We start from the raw sequence: 20,461 nt of genomic DNA on the forward strand, positions 1-20,461 counted from the left end.
AGCCCGGCCGGCGACACCCATGTCCAGCCCGCGGAACCGGGCAGGACCAGGTCGTCGACCACGGCCCGGCGGGGTTCGGTCCGCACCCTGCCCGAACCGAACCACCGCCGGCCGCACCCAACCCATCACCGGCCGCGACCGCGGCCGGCCGCGGTCAGTCCGGCACCACGAGCCGGAAGCCGACGCCCCGGACCGACACCACCCGGAGCTCGTCGACCACCAGCGCCAGGCGCCGGCGCAGACGCTTCACCGCCGAGACGACGGGGTCGGCGTCGCCCAGGTAGCGGGTCTTCCAGATGCGCCCCATCAGCTCCTCGAACGTCCAGACCCGCCCGGCCTCCGTCGCGAGCGTCGCGAGGAGGTCGAACTCGCGAGCGCTGAGCGCGATGTCGACCTCGCCCCAGGTGACCTGGCGCGACACCAGGTCGACGCGGAGGCAGCCGCGTTCGATGACCCTGGTCTCGAGCTCCTCCACGCCCGCCGGGCTGTCGGGTACGCCGCCCTCGCCCATCAGCAGCCTGCGGGCCGCCTCGGTGTCCGGCGCGATCATGACGATGGCTCTGCGGTCGATCGCCTGGGCGATCGCGGTCGAGTCCTCCAGCGTCGTGCCGACACAGATGACGAATGGCGTGATCGTTTCAATGTATGGCGCTGCGGACACCATGCATCAACTCCCTGCGAACCGCCCCACCGATTGCTTGGCAGCATGACAGGTTTCGCGACGGTTTGGTATGTCTCACGGAATATTTCCGGTTAAATCCGGGGCATCCGGGAGTCAATCCGCCTGACATCGCCCGCCAACGGCCTCGGTCTTGCCCGTGAACCGACCTTGTAGCGGTAGCCGGACGTAGCCAGGATGGCGCTACCGCATTTCGGACAAGTGTGACACGGCGTCCGCGTCACCTGCCTCCGCCGCGTCGCGCCCACACAGGAGGTCCACTGTGCAGCTACCAGCCCACCCAGGCCGAGGCCGACCGCGAGGTCGCGAGGCGGCAGCAATTCCCACGAGGAGAAGGGGACCGCGGCGATATCTCGCCGCCGTACTCTCGGTCTTCGCCTTGGTGTCGGCCGTCCTGGCCGCCACGCCGGCGCAGGCCGGGTTCGGCCGGCCGGCGCAGCCGGCGTCCACGATCGAGCCGGGCGTGTTCGACCCCGACGCCGTCAAGGACAGCGCCGACTTCTGGGTCCGGTTCAGCTCGTCGGCACGGACGACGTCCGCGACAGCCATCGAGGACTGGACCGAACGTGGTCAGTTCGTGGTCGACCAACTCAAGGCGACCGCCGACCAGTCGCAGGCCGCCGTCCGCAAGCTCCTCGACGAGCAGGGCGTCGGCTTCGAGGCCCACTGGATCACCAACGCGATCCTGGTCCACGACGGCAGCCGCGCCCTGGCCGAGCAGCTCGCCGCCCTCGACGGCGTCGAGCAGATCAGGGCGCCGCGGACGTACGAGCTGCCCGAACCGGTCGACGCGAAGCCGTCCGGCGGCATGGGCACGGCCGCGGTGGAGTGGGGCATCGCGAACATCAACGCCGACGACGTCTGGTCGCAGTTCGGCGTCCGGGGCGAGGGCATCGTCGTCGCCAACATCGACAGCGGCGTCGACTACGACCACCCGGCGCTGATCGAGCAGTATCGCGGCAACACCGGAACCGGGTTCGACCACGACTACAACTGGTTCGACGCCACCGGCACCAGCGACGTCCCGTTCGAGGGGGCGAGCAACTCGCACGGCACCCACACGATGGGCACGATGGTGGGCGACGACGGCAACGGCAACCAGATCGGCGTGGCGCCCGGCGCGACGTGGATCGCCGCGAACGGCTGCAACACCTGCTCCGACGCCGACCTCATCGAGTCCGGCGAGTGGATGCTCGCGCCGACCGACCTCAACGGCGAGAACCCGGACGTGTCGATGCGCCCGCACATCGTCAACAACTCGTGGGGGTCGATCTTCCCGTCGAACGACCCGTTCATGGAGGACATCCTCATCGAGTGGGCCAACGCCGGCATCTTCGGCGTCTGGGCCAACGGCAACAGCGGCGACTCCTGCGAGAGCAGCGGCTCGCCGGGGAGCCGGACGATCAACTACTCCGTAGGAGCGTACGACGTCAACAACGCCATCGCCGACTTCTCCGGCCGCGGTCCGGGCCAGGACGGCGAGATCAAGCCGAGCATCGCAGCGCCCGGCGTGAACGTCCGCTCGTCGATCGACAACGGCGGATACGGGTCGCTGTCGGGCACGTCGATGGCCACGCCGCACACGGCGGGCGCCATCGCGCTGCTGTGGTCGGCGGCTCCGACGCTGGTCGGTGACATCGAGGGCACTCGTGAGCTGCTCGACGACACCGCCATCGACGTCGAGGACCTCACCTGCGGCGGCACGGCGGACGACAACAACGTCTGGGGCGAGGGCCGGCTCGACGCGCTGGCGCTGCTCGAGGCCGCACCGACCGGCGAGACCGGCACGCTGGCGGGCACCGTCACCGCGGCAGGCAGCCCGGTCGACGGCGCCACCGTCACCGTCGCCGGCCCGATCGAGCGGGAGACCACCACCGCCGGCGACGGCACCTACTCGCTCGTCCTCACCGCGGGCGACTACGACGTGACGGTGTCCGCGTTCGGCTACGAGACGGCGACCGCCACCGCCACCGTCGCGGCCGACGGGACGACGACACTGGACGTCGCCCTCGAGCTCGCCGACAGCCACCCCGTCACCGGCACCGTCACCGACGCGCTGTCCGGCGACCCCGTGGCCGGCGCCACCGTCACCATCGAGGGCGCCCCGGTCGAGGCCGCGACGACCGGCGCCGACGGGACGTACACGTTCGCCGCGGTCCCGGCCGGCTCGTACGAGCTGACCGCCGACGGCGGACGCTGCACCGAGCCGCTCACGCAGGCGCTGACGGTCGGCGGGCCGTCGGCGCTGGACTTCGCCCTGCCGAAGCGGACCGACGGCTACGGCTACTTCTGCACCACCGGCCCGTCGGAGTACGTCGAGGGCACCACCCAGGTGGCGCTGACCGGCGACGAGTCGACGGCCACGGTCGAGCTGCCGTTCGCCTTCCCGTTCTACGGCGAGAGCTACGACACCGCGTACCTGTCCTCCAACGGGCACGTGAACCTCCTCGCCCCGATCACCAACTACTCCAACACGGCGCTGCCGAACGCGGGCGCGCCCAACGCCACGATCGCCCCGTTCTGGGACGACCTGGAGATCAACGCCGACGGCGGCGTCTACACCGGCATCGTCGACGGCGGCTTCGTCATCGAGTACCGCAACGTCGCGTTCTTCAACGTCGACGACCTGCGGGTGGACTTCAGCGTGACGCTGTACGAGGACGGCTCGGTCACCTTCGCCTACCGGAACCTCGACCCGGCGCAGGCTCAGGAGCTCGGCAACGGCGCCACCGTCGGCATCGAGAACGCCACCGGCACCGACGCCCTGCAGTACTCGTTCAACCAGGCCGCGCTGTCCGATGGCACGGCGATCACCTTCGCGCTGCCGCCGAACGGGTTCGTCACCGGCACGGTCACCGACGCCAACGACGGCCTGCCCGTCGAGGGCGCCACCGTGGCCGCCGTCGCCGCCGACGGCACCGTCGTCCGTCAGGTGAGCACGGACGAGAACGGCGCCTACCGCATGCAGCTGTTCTTCGGCGCGTACGCGATCGAGGCGAGCAGCAGCGGCTACGTGACCGGCAGCGACGACGTCGTCATCAACCAGGACGGCGAGGTCAACACGATCGACTTCGCGCTGCCGACCGGCATCGCCGTCGTCGAGTCCGACGAGCTGTCCTGGACGATCACCGAGGGCCAGACCCGCTCCGGCGAGGTGACCATCACCAACACCGGCTCGGCGGACCTGACCTGGGAGGCCACCGAGGTCAACCGGGGCTCCGGCCGGCAGACGGCGCTCACGCCGGCGCTCATGGGCAGCTCCGACGTCGACGCGGACGCTCGCACGGCGCTCAGCACGTACTCCGAGGAGCAGCTGGCCGAGCTGGCGTCGCGCGACATGGCGCCGGCCGCACCGGGCGACGTCGTCACGCAGTGGGAGACCGAGGGCGTCTCGGTCGCCTGGGGCGTCGGCTACGACGGCGACGTCTGGGTGTCCGACCCGGACTCGATCACCAACCACCAGTTCTCCACCGAGGGCGAGCCGGGCGAGGTGTTCCCGGGCAACTGGGGCGGCGTCTGGAACGGTGACATGGCGCTGGACGCCAGCACCGGGGCGATGTGCCAGGTCAACGTCGGCGGCGACAACGCGATCCACTGCTTCGACACCGCCGACGGGTCCGAGCAGTACGTGATCTCGGGCTCGCCGTGGACCGGCATCTCGCAGCGCGGCCTCGCCTACAACCCCGTCGACGACGTCTTCTACATCGGCGGCTGGAACGAGGGCGTCATCTACACCGTCGCGGGTCAGTCCCACGACGACCCGGGCGCCACCCTCGCCCAGTGCTCGACGGAGGACTCGTCGATCGCGGGCCTGGCCTACAACCCGACGGCGGACGTGCTGTGGATGGTCAACAGCTCGCTGACCACGTTCATCTACCAGATCGACCCGTCGACCTGCGCCACGATCTCGACCATCGAGTTCCCCGAGCAGGGCGAGGGTCCGGGCGCCGGCCTGGAGATGAGCGACAGCGGTGAGCTGTGGGCGTCCAGCCAGCTCACGAACACGGCGTACCTCATCGACACCGGCGTCCCGAACGCCAGTGACGTGTCGTGGCTCTCCGAGGACCCGTCGTCGGGGACGCTCGCGCCGGGTGAGTCCGTGACGGTGACCGTCACCGCCGACAGCACCGGGCTCGAGCCGGGCCTCTACGAGGCGACGCTGTCGATCGTCACCAACGCCGGGCGCGTGCCGACGCACCAGATCCCGGTGTCGCTGCTGGTGCCCGCGTACCAGGTCGGCGTCAACGCCGGCGGGGCCGCGTACACCGACGGCGACCAGGACGTCTGGCAGGCGGACAAGAAGTACACCTCCGGGTCGTGGGGCTGGGTCGGCCAGCGCGTCGAGGTCTCCTCGACCAACCGGGCGATCGGCGGCACCGAGGACGACCGGCTGTTCCAGGACCGGCGGTCGGGCATCTTCAGCTACCGGTTCGACAACGTGCCGGCCGGAACGTACGAGGTGGAGCTCGGGTTCGCGGAGTTCCAGGCGAACATGCTGCCCGGGCGCCGGGTGTTCGACGTCAGCGTCAACGGCTCCTACGTCCTCGTCAACCACGACGTGGCCGCCGAGGTCCGCGGCCTCTGGGCAGACCAGCACACGTTCGTGGTCGAGCACCAGGGCGGGCCGCTGACCATCCAGTTCCACGACCGCTTCGGCTACCAGCTGCCGATCGTCAACGCCCTGCGCGTGACCGACCGGCCCGACCTGTAGGAGGTTGTCGCTGTTCCGGGGGCGGTGCCGCTTGGCGGTGCCGCCCCCGGCGGCATGTCCGGCCCCGCGACGCACGACGGGGCCGGTTCTCACCAGCCCCGTTCGCTCCCTGCGGTCCGCCCCGCTACCTCAGCAGCGCGACGAACTGGTGCAGGGCGACACCCAGGACGGAGAACGCTCCCGCGATCAGTGGCCAGAGATCCCTCAGGATCTGGCCGATGATCTCGGTGTGCCGGCGCAGCTGTCGAAGCCTGGTCAGCATCGTGCGCTCTTCCCTGTTGCCTTGACTCACCGTGCATCCTCTCTTTCGAGAGCCACCGGTGAGCCGCTGGTAACAGCCCGCCCGGTAGCCCATCTCTGGACTACGCCGGGCGGATTCCCGATGTAGTTAGCCCTTCAGAATGACATCTGGTCAAGCCATCGTCAATGGCCGTAGACTGTTCCTGCCGGTGGAGGTGCTGGTAACACCGTTGATCCCGGCCGGACCCCGGCGCGTGGCTTCGTTGCCTTGACTCCGCGCCGGGGTTTCTGCTGCTACAGGATCGGCGACGGGGTGTAGGCGGCGGCGACCGGGTGAGCGGCGGCGACCTCCTCGACCCGGGCGACGACGGCGCCCACCTGGGCGCGGGCCGCGCCGGTGAACTCCAGCGGCGACCGGACCAGCGAGTCCAGGTGGGCGCGGTCCAGCCCCAGCCGCTCGTCCCCGGCCAGCCGCTCGAACAGGTCGTTCTCAGACGCGCCCTGCTCGCGCATTGACAGCGCGACCGCGACGGCGTGCTCCTTGATGGCCTCGTGCGCCGTCTCGCGGCCGACGCCGGCCTTGACCGCGGCCATGAGCACCGACGTCGTCGCGAGGAAGGGCAGGTAGCGGTCGAGCTCGCGGGCGATGACCGCGGGGTAGGCGCCGAACTCGTCGAGCACGGTGAGGAACGTCTCGAACAGGCCGTCGAGCGCGAAGAACGCGTCGGGCAGCGCGACCCGGCGGACGACCGAGCAGAACACGTCGCCCTCGTTCCACTGCGCCCCTGCCAGTTCCGCGGCCATCGACGCATAGCCGCGCAGCACGACGGCCAGGCCGTTGACGCGCTCGCAGGACCGGGTGTTCATCTTGTGCGGCATGGCGCTGGACCCGACCTGTCCGGCCTTGAACCCCTCGGTGACCAGCTCCTGCCCCGCCATCAGCCGGATCGTCGTGGCCAGCGACGACGGACCGGCGGCCACCTGGACCAGCGCGGAGACGACGTCGTGGTCGAGCGAGCGCGGGTAGACCTGGCCGACGCTGGTGAGCACCCGCTCGAATCCCAGGTGTCCGGCGACCCGCCGCTCCAGCTCCGCCAGCCGCTCCGCGTCGCCGCCCAGCAGGTCGAGCATGTCCTGCGCCGTCCCGACCGGCCCCTTGATGCCCCGCAGCGGATACCGGGCGAGCAGCTCCGAGACTCGTTCGAAGGCCACCAGCACCTCGTCGGCCGCCGACGCGAACCGCTTGCCCAGCGTCGTCGCCTGCGCCGGGACGTTGTGGCTGCGCCCGGCCATGACGGTCTCGGCGTGCTCGGCGGCGCGCGCGGCCAGCCGGACGAGGACGGCGACCATGCGGTCGCGCACGTGCTCCAGCGACAGCCGGATCTGCAGCTGCTCGACGTTCTCGGTGAGGTCGCGGCTGGTCATGCCCTTGTGGACGTGCTCGTGGCCGGCCAGCGCGTTGAACTCTTCGATGCGCGCCTTGACGTCGTGACGGGTCACCCGCTCGCGGGCGGCGATGGAGTCGAGATCGACGTTCTCGAGAACCGCCTGGTACGCCTCGACGACGCCGTCAGGGACGTCGACGCCGAGGTCGCGCTGCGCCTGAAGCACGGCCAGCCAGAGCCGCCGCTCCAGGACGATCTTGTTCTGCTGCGACCAGAGCCGGGTCAGTTCCGGCGAGGCGTAGCGGGCGGCGAGGACGTCGGGGATCGCGGGCTTGTCGGGCACGACGTCCATTCTCCCGCACGACGCAGGCCAGGTCGGCACCACCCGTTTGGGAACCAGGCATTCGGGGCACCAACTGATCACCGAGCTCGACCGCCGATGCCGTCGGTGGCCGGAAGCGAGGGAAAGGAGACACGATGGAGTTCCTGCTCTGGATCCTGGCCGTCATCCTCGTCATCGCGGGCATTGTCTCGCTGGTGCGTGGCCAGATGTTGTGGGGCATCGTGCTCATCGTCGTCGGCCTGCTGGTCGGGCCTGGCGGCGTGAGCGTCTTCACCTGACGCAGGCCTCACCCGACCAAGGGCGGCGGCACCCGGGTGCCACCGCTCAGCCGACGCCGTCGCCCACGGGCCCTCACCGGTCCGCGGGCGGCGGCACGTCTGCGAGTGGGGGAATCTCGGCGAGGAACGCCCGGAGCACCGCGCGGACCCGGTCCGGCGGCATGTCGTCGGGGACGAACATCGCCTGCGCGGCCAGTCCGTCGACGAAGACGTGCAGGTACTCCGCCCAGGCCGCCACGCGCGGATCGAGGCCCTCGGCCGGCAACGGCTCGTTCGGGTAGCCCGAGAGCCGGTACACGATCTGCAGGTACATGTCGCGCTGCTCGGTCCACATGCGCGCCGACGCGGCCAGGTCGTCCTGCCGCGACCACTCCGTGATGGCCAGCCAGAGCTGGTACTCCTCACGCCGCTCCTCGTCCAGCGGGATCAGGTGCTCGAGGATGCCCGCCGCCAGTTCCGGCAGGGGCACGACGAGCTCGTGGTCGGCGATGTAGGCGCGGATGCGCCCTCCGACCCGCTCCGTGACCGTCCGGGCGGCGAACTCGCGCAGCTCGCGTTGCGAGGCGAAGTAGTGCCGCAAGGCGCCCGTCGACCAGCCGGCCTCGGCCGCCACCGTCCGCACCGACGCTCCCGCGGCGCCGTCGCGGACCACCACCCGCAGCACCGCGTCGACGATCTCGCGCCGGCGCTGTTCGTGATCGACCACCTTCGGCATGAGGCCTTTCTATCACGGGTGTGCTAATTTATTTCGCACAGTCGTGTTGGAAACGTGCCCACCTGGAAGGACGAGCCATGAACCGCCCCGAGCCCCAGCGAGTCGTCGTGGTGGTCGCCCTCGTGACCGCCGCCCACCGTGGCACCCTGCGGGGCTGACATGGGCCTCGACGTCATCCTGCCGGTCTACGGCCTGGCCCTGCTCGACACCATGAGCCCGGCCACCATCGGCATCTCGATCTACCTGCTGCTCAGCGCGGGCGCGCGGACGGCGCGGCTGTTGTTCAGCTACCTGGCGACGGTCGCACTGTTCTACTTCTGCCTCGGCACCGCGCTGATGGCCGGGCTCGGCGCCGTCGTCGACTCACTCGGCGACGCGGCGAACAGCCGGACCGCGTACCTGATCCAGGCCGGCCTCGGCGCCGCCCTCTTCGTCGGCGCGTGGTTCGTCCCGACGAAGAAGAAGAACGACGACGGATCCCCCGGACGCGGCGAGCGGCGGGCCGCACGCGTCCAGACGGTCCCGGCGATGGTGGGGCTCGGCCTCACGACCGGCCTGCTCGAGGCCGCGACGGCGCTGCCGTACCTGGCCGCGATCGGCCTGATGACGTCGGCCGAGCTGAGCCCGGCGCAGTGGGCGCCATTGCTGGCCGGCTACAACCTCGTCATGGTGGCGCCGGGCGTGCTGCTGTTCCTGGTCTGGCGGGTCGCCGGCGAGCGGGTGCGGGCGCGGTTCGAGCGGTTCCGCGACTGGCTGCAGGCCAACTCGGCCGAAACGTTGGCCTGGATCATGGGCATCGCCGGCTTCCTGCTCGCCCGCGACGCGATCGCCGTCTTGCACACCGAGTTCGGGCTGTTCGGCTGATCCACTAGCATCCTAGCCATGGCCGACAAGGTGCAGTTCAACGTCTACCTGCCCCCGGACGTCGTCCGCGCGACCAAGCACCGCAGCATCGACGAGGAGCTGAGCCTGTCGGCGTTCGTCGAGAAGGTGCTCCGGCAGTACCTCGCCACCGCCGAGCAGGAGGATCCCCGATGACGCTCACCGTCCGCCCCATCCGGCGCACCCCGCACGCCGACGCGTGGGTCCGGGTAGTCGAGGCGTTGGGCGGCGTCGTCGTCGGCCGCGACGGCGATCGCGTCGACCTCGCGCTGGGACAGGGCCGCGTCGCCGTCGTCCATGCGGGCGAGTCCGGCGCCGAGCTGGGCTTCGAGGCGCCCGACCTGCTCGCCGTCGCCGCCGAGTGCGAGCGCAACGGGCTGGCGACGGTGACCGCAGGCGGGCGGCTGGAGATCACCGGTCCCGACGGCCTGCGGGTGCACGTCGACGAGCATCCGCCGGTCGCGACGCCTCCCGGCGTCGATCCGGCGCTGTCGACGCTGCCGCTCTGGTACTCACCGGACGTCGCGGGCGCGGCCGGCGTGCTGGACCGGTTGGGGCTGGCGGTGCGCATCGCGTCGCACACCGGCGACTGGGTCGACTTCGTCGCACCCGGCGGCGGGTTCGTGGCGGCGCACGGAGCCGGCCGCCCCAGCGTCCAGCTCTCCTTCGAGTACGACGGCGACGTCCGCGCGCTGGCGGCCCGGCTGACCACCCGCGGCCTGACGGCGTCCGTCGTCGACGAGAACTACGGGCTCACCGTCCGGGTGCCCGATCCCGACGGCGGCCAGATCTTCGTCAACCAGGTCCAGACCGACCTGCACGGATACCGACGCGCCGGCGCGTAGGCCGGCGCCGCCGGAATGCCGGGACGGCGCGGCGGGGTTGTCGCCAGTGGTCAGTCCCCCCGACACGAACGAGGCACGCATGTCCCGACCGATCCGCATCGGTGTCCAGATCCAGCCGCAGCACGCCGACTACCGGGCGATCCGCCGCGCCGCGGCCGAGGCCGAGGACGCCGGCGTCGACATCGTCTTCAACTGGGACCACTTCTTCCCGCTGCGCGGCGAGCCCGACGGCAAGCACTTCGAGTGCTGGACCATGCTCGGCGCCTGGGCCGAGCAGACGTCGCGGGTCGAGATCGGTGCGCTGGTGAGCAGCGTCGGCTACCGCAACCCCGAGCTGCTGGCCGACATGGCCCGCACCGTCGACCACATCAGCGACGGCCGGCTCATCCTCGGCATCGGCGGCGGCTGGTTCCAGCGCGACTACGACGAGTACGGCTACGAGTTCGGCACCGCCGGCAGCCGGCTGGACGACCTCGGCGAGGCGCTGCCGCGGATCAAGAGCCGCTGGTCGAAGCTGAACCCGGCCCCGACCCGCGACATCCCGATCCTCATCGGCGGTGGCGGCGAGAAGAAGACGCTGCGCCACGTCGCCGAACACGGCACATCTGGCACGCCTTCGGCGACGCCACCGTGCTGCGGCACAAGAGCGAGGTGCTGGACTCCTGGTGCGCGACCGTCGGACGCGACCCGAACGAGATCGAGCGCTCGACGGCGGTCCGCGGCCGGCCCGGCGCGGCGGCCGAGGAACTGGTCGAGCTGGGCATCACCCTGTTCACGCTCAGCGCGTCGGGCCCACTGTACGACCTCGGCTCACTGGCCGACTGGGTCGCCTGGCGCGACCGCCACAACGCCGCAGTCTGAGGGCGACGAAGCGCAAGCCGCGGCACCCAGGCGAGCGGGTGGGAGGAGGATGCCGGCAGGGGTAGGCTGCGGGCGTCCGAGCGAGGAACGAGCGAGGCGGGCGGGGCCGGCGTCCCCCACCCACCGGCGGCCCATCTGCGAAGGACAGGCGCCGCCGACGGTCAACGCCCGATGATCAGGCTCATCGCCTCGGCGCGCGTGGTGGCGTCGCGGAGCTGGCCGCGCACGGCGCTGGTGAGCGTCTTCGCGCCCGGCTTGCGGACGCCCCGCATGGTCATGCACAGGTGCTCGGCCTCGACGACGACGATGACGCCGGCCGGCTTGAGCAGCTCGACCAGCGAGTTCGCCACCTGCGACGTGAGCCGCTCCTGCACCTGCGGCCGCTTGGCGTAGACGTCGACCAGCCGGGCCAGCTTGGACAGCCCGGCGATGCGCCCCGACGGTCCGGGGATGTAGCCGACGTGGGCGTAGCCGTAGAACGGGACGAGGTGGTGCTCGCACATCGACGCCAGCTCGATGTCCTTGACCAGCACCATCTCGTCGTGGCCGAGCTCGAACGTCGTGGTGAGGACGTCGGCTGGATCTTGGTGCAGGCCGCGGAACATCTCGGCGTACGCCCGGGCGACCCGGGATGGGGTGTCGAGCAGGCCGTCACGGTCGGGGTCTTCGCCGATCGCGACGAGCAGCTCACGGACAGCGGCCTCCGCCCGGGCATAGTCGAACTGCCCGGGTGGCTCCGGCAGCACCGGTTCCGCGTTCACGTCCCTCAGCCCTCGGCCGGGCCTTCGGGCTTCGGCACCGGCGGGAGGACCGGCGTCGGGTCGGGCGCGACGGTGATAGCTGCCTGCTCCTCGGCGTGGTGGCCGTTGGTCGACACCTTGATCGGGAACGCGACCGGACCACGCTCGGACGGCTTGCGGGTGGCCGAGCCGGTCCACGCCGGACGGCGTCCGCGCTTGCGGATGGGCGCGAAGACCTCGGCGACCTCTTCCTTGTTCAGCGTCTCGCGTTCGAGCAGCGCGATGACCAGGTGGTCGAGCACCTCGCGGTTCTCGACGAGGATGTCGAAGGCCTCCTGGTGCGCGGTCTCGATGAGCTTGCGCACCTCTTCGTCGACCACGCCGGCGACGTTCTCGGAGTAGTCGCGCTCGTGCCCGAGCTCGCGGCCGAGGAACGGCTCGGAGCGGTCGGAGCCGAACTTGATGGCGCCGAGCCGCTCGGTCATGCCGTACTGGGTGACCATGCGCCGGGCCAGCGTGGTGGCCTTGTCGATGTCGTTGGCCGCGCCCGTGGTGGGGTCGTGGAAGACGAGCTCCTCGGCCGCCCGGCCGCCCATCATGTAGGCGAGCTGGTCGAGCATCTCGTTGCGCGTGGTGGAGTACTTGTCCTCGTCGGGCAGCACCATGGTGTAGCCGAGGGCGCCGCCGCGCGGGAGGATGGTCACCTTGTGCACCGGGTCGGTGTGGTGCAGCGCCGCGGCCACCAGGGCGTGCCCGCCCTCGTGGTAGGCGGTGATGCGCTTCTCCTCGTCCTTCATCAGGCGCGAGCTCTTCTGCGGGCCCGCGACGACGCGGTCGATGGCCTCGTCGAGCGCCTGCGGCGTGATCATCTTCTCGTTCTTGCGCGCCGTGAGCAGGGCGGCCTCGTTGAGCACGTTGGCGAGGTCGGCGCCGGTGAAGCCTGGCGTGCGGCGCGCCACCGCCCGCAGGTCGGCGTCCTCGGTCAACGGCTTGCCGCGGGCGTGGACGCCCAGGATCTTCTCGCGGCCCTCGAGGTCGGGCGGCTCGACGGCGATCTGCCGGTCGAAGCGGCCCGGGCGCAGCAGCGCGGGGTCGAGGATGTCGGGCCGGTTGGTGGCCGCGATCAGGATGATGTTGGTCTTGATGTCGAAGCCGTCCATCTCGACCAGCAGCTGGTTCAGCGTCTGCTCGCGCTCGTCGTGGCCGCCGCCCATGCCGGCGCCGCGGTGCCGGCCGACCGCGTCGATCTCGTCGACGAAGACGATGGCCGGCGCGTTCTCCTTGGCCTCCTTGAACAGGTCGCGGACCCGGGAGGCGCCGACACCGACGAACATCTCGACGAAGTCCGAACCGGAGATGGAGTAGAACGGCACGCCCGCCTCGCCGGCGACCGCACGCGCCAGCAGCGTCTTACCGGTGCCGGGCGGGCCGTACAGCAGCACGCCCTTGGGGATCTTGGCGCCGACGGCCTGGAACTTGCCCGGCTCCTGGAGGAACTCCTTGATCTCGTGCAGCTCCTCGACGGCCTCGTTCGCGCCGGCGACGTCGGCGAACGTCGTCTTCGGCGCGTCCTTGCTGGCGAGCTTGGCGCGCGAGCGCCCGAACTGCATGACCCGGCCGCCGCCGCCCTGCATCTGCGTCATGAAGAAGAAGATCAGCGCGCCCAGGATGAGGAACGGCAGCAGTGTGCCGAGGATGCCCCACAGGATGCTCGGCTGCGGCACCTCGATGTTGTAGGTCTCGAGGGAGCTGCCGTCGGCGTCGTGGAGGTCCTGGAGCGACTCCTGCAGCTGCAGGCCCTGGCCCTCGACGTACTGGGCGACGATCTTCGTGTCGTCGCCGTCGGCCAGGGTGAGCTCGATCTCCTGCGTCTCGCCGCCGGTGATCTTCGCCGACTTGACGTTGCCCGCCTCGATCTCGGAGACGATGCGAGCGGTGTCGACCTCCTCCGCACCCCCGGCGCGGTCGAGCACACTGCTCAGCACGACGGCGGCGAGCACGAAGACGAGCAACCAGATGAGTGGTCGCGTGAATCGCTTGGCGTTCATGATGCGAGACCTGACGGCCTCGTACCTCCTGTGATCGGCTGGCTTCAGCACACGCCGCGAACGCCCGGCATGTCCACCGAAGGTGTCGGATCGTCCGACGATACCTTGCGGGGGCCTGCTCGACCATTCCGGCAGGTCTGTTACATGGTACGAACGTCGCAGGTGAGCCGCAGTGTTCCCAGGCCGCTCGCCAACTCGGTCACACCGGACGGGTCAGCTGTACACGTGCGGCGCCAGGGTTCCGACGACGCGCAGGTTGCGGTACCGCTCGGCGTAGTCCAGTCCGTACCCCACGACGAACGCATTGGGGATGTCGTAGCCGACGTACCTGACCTCCACGGAGGTCTTCGCGGCCTCGGGCTTGCGCAGCAGCGTGCACACCTCGACCGACGCCGGCCCGCGCGAGCGCAGGTTCGACACCAGCCACGACAGCGTCAGCCCGGTGTCGATGATGTCCTCGACGACGAGCACGTGCCGGTCGGTGATGTCGGTGTCGAGGTCCTTGACGATGCGCACGACGCCGCTGGACCGGGTGCCCGAACCGTAGGACGAGATGGCCATCCAGTCCTGCTCGACATGCCGCGACAGGTGCCGGCTGAGGTCGGCCATGACCATGATCGCGCCCTTGAGCACACCGACGAGCAGGAGGTCCTTGCCCTCGTAGTCGCGCTCGATCTGCGCGGCCAGCTCGGCCAGCTTGCCCTGGATCTCCTCCTCGGTCAGCAGGATCTTCTCGAGGTCTCCGTCGACGTGTTCTGGATCCACATGCGCAGCCTTTCACACCGCCGGCGAGCGAGGTGCGGCGACCGCGACGACGGTCAGACGCCCTTGTGGGGCGGTTCGTCGGGTTCCTGACGCTGGCCGTCCCCCTGCTGCCCATTCTGGGCTCCCCGTCCCCCTGCTGCCCATTCTCTTGCCGCGAACGGGCGCGTCAAGCGGACTATGGGGCGCTTCGCGCGACGATGACCGCTTGACTCACCCGTCCGCGGCGAAGAACGGGCAGCTATCAGGGGGACGGGGAGGATGTGGGCACGCCTCGGCGTTGCCGCGCCCGTTTCGCGTGCTTTGTCGGGGCTGTGGCCAGCGATGATCCTCGGCGATCGCATACATCACGAGGATTGCGTGAGCTTCACCATGGCTGTAGGGGTGTTGACGCTGGGGTAATCCTCGTGATGGCTCCCGAATCACGGTGAAATCTCACCAGGTGGACGCTCAACGACAGCAACGCCACACAGAAACAGGGCCGACGCCCCGGTCTCGTCGCCACACTCCCCCGTCCCCCTGATAGCTGCCCGTTCTTAGCCGCGGGCGCGCGGGTCAAGTCCAAGCGCCCCGACCACAGCGAAGCCCCACCACAACGCGCGCGGACTTGAGGCGCGCGTCCGCGGCCAAGACAATCGGGCAGCAGGGGGACGGCCCACGCAGCAGGGGGACGGCCCACGCCAGCGCAAAGCCGACGCCACAACCCCCGGTCAGCGCGGCGTGGTGAACCGGAGTACGCCGTCGCGGCGGGTGGCGCGCAGGCCGCCGGGGAGGTCGATGCCGGCCTGTCCGCGCCACGCGGTGACGAGGGCGTCGACGGCGGCGATGTGGGCCGCGGTGAGGTCGGTGGGCGGGCTGCCGGAGGCGATCGCGGCCTGCCGCAGCACCCGCCAGCGGATCGCCCGCGACAGCGCCGCCAACTCGAGGACGTCGAGCCCGGTGGCGGTCTCGGCGCGAGCCCGCTCAGCCGCGTCGCCGGTCTCGGCGCGAGCCCGCTCAGCCGCGTCGCCGGTCTCGGCGCGAGCCCGCTCAGCCGCGTCGCCGGAGTCCGCGTCGGCGCCGGGTGCTGTCGGTGCCCACCCGTAGGGTTGGGTCCCACCCGGACCGGGCGGGGTCTGCCCACGGTGCCGTCGATCGCCGGCCGGGTCGAGCCGCGCGAGCGCATCGGCCGCAGCGGCGTCCAGGGCGTCGGCGTCGGCGCGGGCCAGGCCGGCGGTGCGGGCCAGCGCTTCGGCCACTCCGGGCCCGAGCTCGGCCTCCAGCACCGGCAGCACCCGGTGCCGGACCCGGGCGCGCGCGTACGCGGCGTCCTCGTTGTGCGGGTCGTCCCACGGCGTCAGCCCGGCCGGCAGCGCGGCCCGCACCACGTCGCGGCGCAGGCCGAGCAGCGGCCGCCGCAGCAGGCCCGACCGCTCGGCCATCCCTGACAGCGACCGTGGGCCCGACCCGCGCGCCAGCCCCAGCAGGACCGTCTCGGCCTGGTCGTCGAGGGTGTGCCCGAGCAGTACCGCCGCGGCGCCGGCCCGCGTCGCCGCCGCGGTCAGGGCCGCGTACCGGGCCGACCGCGCGTTGCCCTCCGGACCGTCCGGCCCACGCGAGGCGTCGACGTGCACCGTCACGACGGGGTCGAGCCCGAGCCCGCACAGCGCCGCCGCCGTCGACCGGGCCCGAGCGGCCGAACCCGCCTGCAGGCCGTGATCGACGCAGACGGCACCGGCCCGCAGGCCGCCGCGGGACCGGTCGGCCACCCACGCCGTCGCCGCGGCCAGGGACAGCGAGTCGGCGCCGCCGGAGCAGGCGACCAGCACCGTGGCGCCGTCCTCCAGATCCGCGAGCGCCGCGCGGACGGCCCGCCTGACGTCGAGATGCGGGTGCCCCATGGGACGGGCGGCAGGCGTCAGGCGCCGTCGCGGCCGAGCGCCGGCGTGCCGTGCACCCGGCGCACCCAGGCGACGGGGTCGGCGATCTCGTCCTTGGTCGGCAGCGTGGCCGGCGACTCCCAGATGCGGTTGAAGCCGGCCATGCCGACGCGGTCGACCACGGCGTTCACGAAGGCGGCGCCGTCGCGGTACTGGCGCATCTTGGCGTCGAGGCCGAGCAGCCGGCGGACCGTGCGGTCGAGCCCGACCGACGAGTAGCGGCGCCGCTGGAACCGGCGCCGGATGGTCTCGACGGACGGGATGACCTCGGGGCCCACCCCGTCCATGACGACGTCGGCGTGCCCCTCCAGCAGCGACATGAACGCCGTCACGCGGTCGATGACGGCCTTCTGCGCCGGCGTCTGGACGAGGTCGAGGATCGACCCGGTGCCATCGCCGGACCGGGCGCTCTCGCCAAGGGCGCGGACGGCGTCGCGGGCGCGGGTCAGGAACGCGCCGGGGTCGACGTCGGTGGCCTCGACGAACGCCTCGATCTCGCCGGCCAGGTGGTCGCGCAGCCACGGGACCGCGGTGAACTGCACCCGGTGGGTCTCCTCGTGCAGCGTGACCCACAGGCGGAAGTCGTGGGGGTCGACGCCCAGCTCGCGCTCGACGTGGACGATGTTCGGCGCGACCAGCAGCAGCCGTCCCTGCGCGCCGTCGTCGGGTCCGCCCAGCCGGCCGGACCAGAACGGGTCGAACTGGCCGAGCACCTTGCTGGCCAGGAACGCCAGCAGCGCACCGGTCTGCAGCCCGGTGACCTTGGGCCCGACCCGCTGGAACGGGGAGTTCCCGCGGCCCTTCTGCAGCTTGCGCTGCAGCGGCGCGATGATGGTGCGCATGCTCTGGGCGTTGGCGCGGGCCCAGTTGCCGCGGTCGACCACGACCAGCGGTGCGTATCCGAGCGAGGCATCGAGGTTGGTGAAGCCCTTGACGTGGGCCTCGGCCTCGGCGGCGAGCCGGCGCAGTTCGGCGACGGCGTCGCGGGCCTCGGTGTCGGTGACGGCCGGTCCGGGACCGGCCAGTCGTTGTGCCGTCGCGACCGCGAGGTCCCAGTCGACCATGTCGGGGGTGGCGTCAGCGGTCGTCATACGACCACGCTACGTCACCGATCGCCGGGCCGCCTCAGGCACACGGAGTCGTCGGGCCGGGCAAGCTCCGGTACGGCCCACCCGTTCCCGCACCTCGCACCGACGACATCGAGGAGGCCTTCGGCTCCCTCTCATCGCCGGTCTTGCCCGGCCCTCCTAGGCACAGCCGCAGCCGGCCAGCGCCGCCGCGACGTCGTCGAGCGCCGCCCGCGCCTCCAGCGTGTTGCCGACGTCGTCGGCGAGCACCGCGAACGCGTAGCCGACGCCGTCGGCGGCGACGACCACGCCGGCCAGCGCGCTGACGCCGGTGAGCGTGCCGGTCTTGGCCCGGACCAGCCCGGCCGCGGCGGACTGGTCGCCGAACCGGTCGGCGAGCGTGCCGGTGAAGGCGGCGACCGGAAGGCCGGTGACGACGGCGCGCAGCTCCGGATGGTCCGGCCCCGCGGCCAGGGCCAGCGTCTGCGTGATCAGCGACGCCGGGACCGCGCTGCCGCGGGCCAGTCCGCTGCCGTCGAGCAGCCTCGCGCCGGACGCGTCGAGTCCCAGGTCGGTGAGCGCCCCCACGACCGCCGGACCGGCATCGGCGGATGTGCCGGCCGCGCCGGACGCGAGGGCCACGTGCCGGGCGAGCACCTCGGCGCCGTCGTTGTCGCTGGTGGTGAGGATGTCCTCGACGATGGTCGAGAGCGGCGCGGACGCGACGGCGGCCAGCTCGGCGCCGCCGGCCGGCGCGACGGCCTCGGCCGGTTCGCCGTCGACGGCGATGCCCTGCGCGCTCAGCAGTTCGGCGAACTCGTCGGCCGCGTCGAGCGGCGGGTCGGCGGGCCGGTCCTGGATGTCGGCGGCGAGCGCCGTGGTCGGCGAGACGACGCTGGGGACGTAGCCGGGGCTCCAGTCAGGGTCCACCGCCGGCCCGCTGAACAGCGAGGCGTCGTAGGACAGCGTCACCGTCGTGACCCCGGCGTCGGTGAGTGCCTGCGCCGTCGCCGCGGCGAGGTCGGCCAGCCGGGTGCCGGCGCCGTCGGCGTCCGCCGTGAGCGTCGGGTCGCCGCCGCCCACGAGCGTGATGGCGGACGGATCGGGCCCGCCGACCACCCGGGTGGTGAACGTGTGGTCCGGGCCGAGCGCGTGGAGGGCGGCGGCGCCGGTGAGGATCTTCAGCGTGCTGGCCGGTGTGTGCGGATCGGTGGCGGCGGCCTCGTAGGACGTGTCGCCCGTGGCGAGGTTCACGACGCTGACGCCGACCCGGCCGCCCAGCCCCGCGGCGCCGAGGGTGGGCGCGAGCACGGCGCCGACCTCCGGCTCACCCGCCGCGCCCGCGTCGGCCGGAGCCGCCAGCACGCCGGTCGCGGGCGACCAGTCAGGTGCGGGCGCCGGCTCCGGACGGAACAACGCCGTCTCGGCGGCCGGCGCGGTGTCGACCCAGGGCAGGCCGGTCGTGCGCTCGAGCACGACTCCGGCGCCGGCGGCGAGCACGACGACACAGCCGGCCACGATCCCGGCGCGCCTCCACATCGTCCGCCCCCTCACCTGTTGACACGGCCGACATCACCGTACGGGAGACTGGACCCGACCAGCACATCGGGACGCTTCGAGGTAGGGACCTACAGGTGGAGTTCGACGTCACCATCGAGATTCCGGCGGGCAGCCGGAACAAGTACGAAATGGACCACGAGACCGGCCGCATCAGACTCGACCGCCGGCTCTTCACGTCGACCCGCTACCCCCACGACTACGGGTTCATCGACGACACCCTGGGCCTCGACGGCGACCCGCTCGACGCCCTGGTGCTGATCGAGGAGCCAACCTTCCCCGGCTGCCTCATCCGCTGCCGCGCCATCGGCATGTTCCGGATGAAGGACGAGGCCGGCGGCGACGACAAGGTGCTCTGCGTGCCGGCCGCCGACCCGCGCAAGGTCACCTTCCAGGACATCGGCGACGTGCCGGAGTTCGACCGCCTCGAGATCCAGCACTTCTTCGAGGTCTACAAGGACCTCGAGCCGGGCAAGTCGGTCGAGGGCGCCACGTGGGTCGACCGCGCGGCGGCGGAGGAGGAGATCGAGGCCTCCCGGCGGCGCCTGATCGAGTCCGGCGGCGCCCACTGACCCCACGGGCCGGCGCCGCGCGTCAGACGCGGCCGTAGAAGGACGGGTCGACCCAGTAGAAGACGTCCTGGACCTCGACGTCCTTGCCCGGCCGCGGCGCGTGGATCATCTGGCCGCCGCCGATGTACAGGCCCACGTGGTACACGCCGGAGGCCTGTCCGTTGTCGGACCAGAAGATCAGGTCGCCCGGGCGCAGGTCGGAGTACGAGACGCGGTCGACCCGCTGCGCCTGCGCCACGCTCCAGTGCGGCAGGTCGACGCCGCCGGCCTCCCACGCCCGCATGGTGAGGCCGGAGCAGTCGAAGCTGTCCGGGCCGTCCGCGCCCCACTCGTACGGCTTGCCGAGCTGGGCGAACGCGTAGTCGACGGCGGCCTGCGCGCCGCTGGCCGGCGGATCGGGCTGCTCGGGCTCCTCCGGCTCGTCCGTCGGCTCCGGCGACGGCTCGACGGTGGGCTGCGGCGGTTCGGGCGGCGTCGTCGGCTCGGCCGTCGGCTGCGGGGGCGTGCTGGGCTGCGGCGGCGCGCTCGGCTCCGTCGTCGGCTGCGGCGGCGCGCTCGGCTCGACCGGGACGGTGGGGTCGTCCGGCGGTCCGAGGGACGGCTCGCTCGTCGGCGCGGGCGGCTCGGTCGGGTCGTGCTCCGCCTGGTCCTGTTCGGCCTGCTCCTGCTCGGCGGCCAGGGCCTCCTGGCGCTGCCGCTCGAGCGCGACGGTGGTGCCCCGGGCCGCGGCCAGCTGGGCGATCGCGGCGGTGCGCTGCTCCTCGACCGCGGCGACCGCGCGCTCCTGACCCGCGACCGCGGCCTCGGCCGCCGCCCTGGCCGCGTCGGCCTGTTCGGCGGCGGCGGACCGCTCGGCC

The 20,461-nt window shown here is 71.9% G+C and carries 17 protein-coding genes and 1 pseudogene; 7 read left to right on the plus strand and 11 right to left on the minus strand.

Annotation, left to right across the window (positions count from 1 at the left end):
• Nucleotides 1–154: 154 nt before the first annotated feature.
• Nucleotides 155–550 (minus strand): winged helix-turn-helix domain-containing protein, encoded by a 396-nt coding sequence (locus tag DY240_RS01705; protein ID WP_158602697.1) that lies wholly within the window; start codon nucleotides 548–550, stop codon nucleotides 155–157.
• Between the two features lie 511 nt (nucleotides 551–1,061).
• Here DY240_RS01705 and DY240_RS01710 point away from each other — a divergent pair.
• A complete protein-coding gene (locus DY240_RS01710; RefSeq protein ID WP_199700586.1) occupies nucleotides 1,062–5,390 on the plus strand; it encodes a carboxypeptidase regulatory-like domain-containing protein in 4,329 nt (1,442 codons plus the stop codon).
• A gap of 124 nt (nucleotides 5,391–5,514) precedes the next feature.
• Here DY240_RS01710 and DY240_RS31570 read toward each other — a convergent pair whose 3' ends face one another.
• The gene (locus tag DY240_RS31570; protein WP_158602698.1) at nucleotides 5,515–5,682 is read right to left on the minus strand and encodes a hypothetical protein; all 168 of its coding nucleotides are present in this window, start codon (nucleotides 5,680–5,682) and stop codon (nucleotides 5,515–5,517) included.
• Nucleotides 5,683–5,924: 242 nt separating this feature from the next.
• Nucleotides 5,925–7,358, minus strand: coding sequence for an adenylosuccinate lyase (purB, locus tag DY240_RS01715; protein ID WP_119658257.1), 1,434 nt, complete (start codon nucleotides 7,356–7,358; stop codon nucleotides 5,925–5,927).
• Between the two features lie 134 nt (nucleotides 7,359–7,492).
• Between purB and DY240_RS32675 the strand changes: the two genes are divergently transcribed.
• Nucleotides 7,493–7,636: a GPGG-motif small membrane protein gene (locus DY240_RS32675; protein WP_199700588.1), complete on the plus strand. Its 144-nt coding sequence runs from the start codon at nucleotides 7,493–7,495 to the stop codon at nucleotides 7,634–7,636.
• A gap of 73 nt (nucleotides 7,637–7,709) precedes the next feature.
• On the opposite strand, the gene DY240_RS01720 is transcribed toward DY240_RS32675, so the two are convergent.
• Nucleotides 7,710–8,351: a TetR/AcrR family transcriptional regulator gene (locus tag DY240_RS01720; protein ID WP_119658248.1), complete on the minus strand. Its 642-nt coding sequence runs from the start codon at nucleotides 8,349–8,351 to the stop codon at nucleotides 7,710–7,712.
• A gap of 159 nt (nucleotides 8,352–8,510) precedes the next feature.
• Between DY240_RS01720 and DY240_RS01725 the strand changes: the two genes are divergently transcribed.
• The 4 genes and pseudogenes from DY240_RS01725 (at nucleotide 8,511) to DY240_RS01740 (ending at nucleotide 10,939) form a co-directional block, all read left to right on the plus strand.
• Nucleotides 8,511–9,215, plus strand: coding sequence for a GAP family protein (locus DY240_RS01725; RefSeq protein ID WP_119658249.1), 705 nt, complete (start codon nucleotides 8,511–8,513; stop codon nucleotides 9,213–9,215).
• An 18-nt stretch (nucleotides 9,216–9,233) separates the two neighbouring features.
• Nucleotides 9,234–9,389 carry a ribbon-helix-helix domain-containing protein gene (locus tag DY240_RS01730; RefSeq protein WP_116949353.1) on the plus strand — a complete coding sequence of 52 codons (156 nt, stop codon included), beginning with the start codon at nucleotides 9,234–9,236 and terminating at the stop codon, nucleotides 9,387–9,389.
• Nucleotides 9,386–10,078, plus strand: coding sequence for a hypothetical protein (locus tag DY240_RS01735; protein ID WP_119658250.1), 693 nt, complete (start codon nucleotides 9,386–9,388; stop codon nucleotides 10,076–10,078). The genes DY240_RS01730 and DY240_RS01735 overlap by 4 nt, the downstream gene beginning before the upstream one ends.
• Nucleotides 10,079–10,157: 79 nt before the next feature.
• Nucleotides 10,158–10,939, plus strand: a pseudogene (locus tag DY240_RS01740) (LLM class F420-dependent oxidoreductase).
• 161 nt (nucleotides 10,940–11,100) lie between these two features.
• Here the strand turns inward: DY240_RS01740 and folE are convergent.
• The 6 genes from folE to dacB form a co-directional block, all read right to left on the minus strand.
• Nucleotides 11,101–11,709 (minus strand): GTP cyclohydrolase I FolE, encoded by a 609-nt coding sequence (gene folE / locus DY240_RS01745; protein ID WP_119658258.1) that lies wholly within the window; start codon nucleotides 11,707–11,709, stop codon nucleotides 11,101–11,103.
• A complete protein-coding gene (gene ftsH, locus DY240_RS01750) occupies nucleotides 11,706–13,727 on the minus strand; it encodes an ATP-dependent zinc metalloprotease FtsH (protein ID WP_119658251.1) in 2,022 nt (673 codons plus the stop codon). Before ftsH ends, folE begins: the two co-directional genes overlap by 4 nt.
• Before the next feature lie 213 nt (nucleotides 13,728–13,940).
• The gene (hpt, locus tag DY240_RS01755) at nucleotides 13,941–14,492 is read right to left on the minus strand and encodes a hypoxanthine phosphoribosyltransferase (protein ID WP_119658252.1); all 552 of its coding nucleotides are present in this window, start codon (nucleotides 14,490–14,492) and stop codon (nucleotides 13,941–13,943) included.
• A gap of 707 nt (nucleotides 14,493–15,199) precedes the next feature.
• Nucleotides 15,200–16,369 (minus strand): tRNA lysidine(34) synthetase TilS, encoded by a 1,170-nt coding sequence (tilS, locus tag DY240_RS01760; RefSeq protein WP_119658253.1) that lies wholly within the window; start codon nucleotides 16,367–16,369, stop codon nucleotides 15,200–15,202.
• 17 nt (nucleotides 16,370–16,386) lie between these two features.
• Nucleotides 16,387–17,499, minus strand: a complete 1,113-nt coding sequence (locus tag DY240_RS01765; protein WP_199700592.1) for a zinc-dependent metalloprotease — start codon at nucleotides 17,497–17,499, stop codon at nucleotides 16,387–16,389.
• 156 nt (nucleotides 17,500–17,655) lie between these two features.
• The gene (gene dacB, locus DY240_RS01770) at nucleotides 17,656–18,993 is read right to left on the minus strand and encodes a D-alanyl-D-alanine carboxypeptidase/D-alanyl-D-alanine endopeptidase (protein WP_199700595.1); all 1,338 of its coding nucleotides are present in this window, start codon (nucleotides 18,991–18,993) and stop codon (nucleotides 17,656–17,658) included.
• Nucleotides 18,994–19,109: 116 nt separating this feature from the next.
• Here dacB and DY240_RS01775 point away from each other — a divergent pair, with 116 nt between their 5' ends.
• Entirely contained in the window at nucleotides 19,110–19,604 is a 495-nt protein-coding gene (locus DY240_RS01775) for an inorganic diphosphatase (RefSeq protein WP_119658254.1), read from the plus strand.
• Nucleotides 19,605–19,626: 22 nt separating this feature from the next.
• Here DY240_RS01775 and DY240_RS01780 read toward each other — a convergent pair.
• Nucleotides 19,627–20,461: C40 family peptidase (locus tag DY240_RS01780; protein ID WP_199700597.1), on the minus strand; the 835-nt coding region annotated here is incomplete at its 5' end.

Source organism: Jiangella rhizosphaerae, assembly GCF_003579925.1.
GTDB lineage: Bacteria > Actinomycetota > Actinomycetes > Jiangellales > Jiangellaceae > Jiangella > Jiangella rhizosphaerae.